Here is a 3,653-nt window from a genome sequence, read left to right on the forward strand (position 1 = left end):
AGGATGCAGTCCCGACAGGGAAGACGTTACAGCGTTATGTGCTCAGCGGATTGCCGATATGCCCCTCCGCCTGCCGTCCGGCACCCACTCGGCACATAATCGCATCCAGCGCATTAGAGGGGTTATGTGCTCAAGCACATAACCCCTCCGCCCGCGCGTTGTCCCCGCTCCTCGCCTTGCGCGACATCGACCTTACCACGTTTCCCTCCTCGCACGCCGACGCCCAGTCGCCGGTCATGCAGACCGCCCCTCCGTCGCTGTGCAGGACCAGGGGCCTCTCCTCGGTGGGCCCCACCTCCGCGATGAGGTCCGAGAGCATGCCGTGCGCCAGCTCCTTGTCCGGGTGCCTGGAGACCCTCCAGCACACCGGCCACCCGTCGAAGCAGCCGATCGCGGGCGACAGGCAGGCCTTGTACCCGTCGAGGCGGAACTCCGTGACGTCGGTCACGGCGAGCAGCCCGGGCTCGGGCGCGTGGAAGTCGTGGGAGCCGTCCTCGCCGAGCGGCAGGTTCGCCGGGCGCTCGGAGAGCTCGCCGGCGTAGCTCGAGCACCTCGCCCGGCGCGCCATCTGGGCGGCCTTGCGCGGAACGAGGCCCTCCTCGGCCATGATCGCGCGCACGACCTTCTCGGAGGCGATGACGGGCGTCGACGCGTCCCCGGGCTCGAGGTCGCGCCAGGAGACGGCCTCGCCCGCCCCGGAGCGCAGGTCGGCGGTCACCGACTCGGCGCCGTAAGCGCCCCCGCTCGCCTCGAAGGAGGCTCGCACCCGCGCGCGCAGGGCGGCCTTCGGGTCAGCCCTGGCGGCCCTCGCCGCCTGGTCGAGGTAGGTGCTCTTGGGGATCGAGAGCGTCTCCGTCACGTCCCTCAGCCTCGCGAGGGGGCAGCGCTCGCGGGCCAGCTCCCCGGCCCGCCACTTCTCCATGCTCGTCAAAGAGGCCGGGCCTGGTGCTTTTAGGACGTCCAACACCGCCAGCGCCTCCGCGAGCTTGACCTCCGCCATCCTCGCCCGCTCCGCCGGGTCCTCCGGCAGGTCGGCTCCCCAGTCGCGCCAGTCGGTCTGCTCGGGCTCCCCCAACTCGGCCTCCCCACGGTCCCGGCGGGCCCTCGCCGCGTACCTCGGGCTGCCCTCGCCGTGCGCGCAGTGCATGCGCGCGGCCCGGTCCGGCATCTCGGTCGCGGCGAGCTCGCCCGCCTCCTCCATCCTCAGCCAACGATACAGGTTCGCGCGGGTCGGGAAAAGGGACAGGCGCCGACATGCTTCGGCGACGCTCATGCCGCTGTCGTGGAACTCCCAGAGTATCCCCTCGCGCTCCTCCTTGGTGTACATCGGACTCCCTCCTGGACCGAACTTGGTCCGAGTTTTTGTCCGAGGTCCCCTATGGTCTCTTTGCCCAAGCAGGATGCCATGAGGCAGATGCAGAGAAGCAGAAATCTGCAGCTCACCAGAGCTATTACATGGCTGGACATCAGCCACTGCGGACCTGGGTGTGCGGCGGCGAGGAACTTGCGGCCGAGGTGGCATCTCTGGAATGTCTCTGGAATGCAGCATGCGCTGGGATTGGGCCAATATCTCCATGCGCCGATGTTGAGCAATCAGGCTGCAAAGAATCGCTTTCTGTCTGGTCGGCCTTTGATAGAACAGCAAACAAATATTCATTCCGAGAGTTTCGGAGCGTGCGGGTCGATAGGTTACCATGAGCTGCGGTAATGGGAATCGGACATGAGCAAATGGCGAAGCACCCTTGCAGCTTTGGGCCATTTTCCCTCGTCTCGGCGGACGCGGAAGAGATGCACGAACCAGTTCAGGCAGGAATGGAGGTTTGCCTTCTTCATGCCGGGGAACCTGAACAGGTATCGCCTGAGCCACGAGCAGAGGCTGTTCACGAGCTCCATGGCCTCGAGGTAAGCCGGGTCGGCCACGTCGGCCTTGTAGGACTCGTCGGTGCACTTGGCGGCCTTCACGAGTGCCGGATGCGACCTCTCTTTGTCGTGCACGATCACCGATCCCGGGGCTATGTGGGAGAGCAGGGCGTCCTTGATCCGCTTGGAGGAGGGCTTGCCGTGACCGCAGGTCACGGCGACGACGTTCCTGAAGGCGACGATGGCGACGGCGATGCAGATCTTGCTCTTGGACAGGCCCCTCTTCTGGACGAAGTCGGAGCCGCGCACGATGTCGGTGTCGGTGAGGTAGAGATCGTCGATTCAGACGCGGCCGCTCAGCACGAGCCTGTCCTGGCAGCCGTCGATAGTGGCGAACACGCGGCGGCGCCATTCGAAGGCGGTCCTGTGCCCGATCTCGCAGACCTCGGCGATGAGGTCGATCGGCGCGCTGTGGCACACGCACGTGACGAAGCGCTCCCAGGTCGGGAGCTCCTTCTTGCCGTATTCGAGCACCGTCCCGGTGAGCGCCGAGCAGGCGGATCCGCAGACGGGACAGCGCCAGCGCTGGTGGCCGGCGGGAGTCCTCCCGGCCCGTGCGCAGCCGGGAGACCCGCAAGATGGGCACGGCGGGTGCGGCCGCCAGAGAGCCACGGCCTCGCCGAGCGTTCCCGCACCGATCAGGCTCCTGCACTTCCGCGCAGCGGCTGCGGCGCAGAGTTCGTCGAATTCGTCGGTGTCGAGGGACGAGACCATGCCCTCGTAAGGGTTGACGGCAACCATGGCGGATTCCTATCCGCCCAAACGGCCATCCGGTCAGGAATGTCGCCAAACATAGGGCCAGATGGCCGCTTGGGCAATTCTATGTTTGGCAACGCCAATGGTATAACGCGGAGGTGCGGCAGTCAGCATTTGACCCGCACGCTCCGAAACTTTCGGAAAGAAAAAATTAGGCGGAGGCGCTCGTGCGTCCCCGCCACATAAACCCGCTTGGGTTTGCGATCTGTACTAACTATACCCGTTCAGAACTAGCGGTCGACCAGCCCGGCTAGGAATCCCATGGATGCCTCCGCGGAGGCGTCGGGGCGGGTGACGGAGAGCACGGCCTTCACGTCGTCTGCGAGAGGGCGGAGGCGCGCCGAGGCCTCGTCGTCGAGCGAGGTCCCCCCCGGCCATGCGCCTGTGGAGGAGCAGGAACGTTGCCATCTGTTGGAGGCAGGGGCTCCAATTCGCGCGACTTAGCTGAACGCCTCGTTTAACGCCTGGATACGCTCGTCCACGACGCGGCCCATCAGTTCGGCCTCCGCCGCCTTGCAACCGTTTCGCCTTGCAAGGCTTCTCCACGAATGTGCCGTGCCTACCACCCTTGCGACCGCAGATGCGCTCTTCTCGGCTGTTAGGCCACATGCTTCTGCCAGCTCCCGCAGTCCGTCGATCTCGGACCTGCCCGTCTCGCCAAAGACCGACGTGACGCGCTGTTTCCCTGGATCGGGATTGATGTTGACGTCAAATACGGGGGAGAGAACCCAGCTCCCTCCTTTTCGAAGGAGGCCCAAGTTCCGTAGGTGGTCGTCTGTGTTGTGCAAGGCAATGGACAAGGCGACGCGCGTGAACAGGGATTCGAGCTGGGGGAGGGGATCTCGACACCAATCCACTAGACGATATGGAGAAAGGCAGCTGGAACCTCATTCAAGAAACAAGGGCCCTCTGTGGGGCATCGTGGGTTAGGCTTCGGTTGTCCGACCGGCTTACCACATTTCGCAGGAGGTCCCAGC

The 3,653-nt window shown here is 65.2% G+C and carries 4 protein-coding genes and 1 pseudogene; all 5 read right to left on the bottom strand.

Annotated features, from left to right (window positions below):
* Window positions 1-130: 130 nt before the first annotated feature.
* Window positions 131-1,327 carry a DDE-type integrase/transposase/recombinase gene (locus tag VXJ24_RS11375; protein WP_330973039.1) on the bottom strand — a complete coding sequence of 399 codons (1,197 nt, stop codon included), beginning with the start codon at window positions 1,325-1,327 and terminating at the stop codon, window positions 131-133.
* Between the two features lie 362 nt (window positions 1,328-1,689).
* A complete protein-coding gene (locus VXJ24_RS11380) occupies window positions 1,690-2,169 on the bottom strand; it encodes a hypothetical protein (RefSeq protein ID WP_330973040.1) in 480 nt (159 codons plus the stop codon).
* 33 nt (window positions 2,170-2,202) lie between these two features.
* On the bottom strand, window positions 2,203-2,394 hold the full coding sequence (locus tag VXJ24_RS11385) for a hypothetical protein (RefSeq protein ID WP_330973041.1): 192 nt from the start codon (window positions 2,392-2,394) through the stop codon (window positions 2,203-2,205).
* Between the two features lie 36 nt (window positions 2,395-2,430).
* Window positions 2,431-2,661, bottom strand: a pseudogene (locus VXJ24_RS11560) (IS1/IS1595 family N-terminal zinc-binding domain-containing protein); the annotation flags it as partial.
* A gap of 455 nt (window positions 2,662-3,116) precedes the next feature.
* Complete coding sequence (locus tag VXJ24_RS11565) at window positions 3,117-3,533, bottom strand: HipA domain-containing protein (protein WP_430623829.1); 417 nt, start codon at window positions 3,531-3,533, stop codon at window positions 3,117-3,119.
* Between the last annotated feature and the right edge of the window lie 120 nt (window positions 3,534-3,653).

This window comes from Olsenella kribbiana (assembly GCF_036408795.1).
In the GTDB taxonomy this organism is placed as follows: Bacteria; Actinomycetota; Coriobacteriia; order Coriobacteriales; family Atopobiaceae; genus Olsenella_L; species Olsenella_L kribbiana.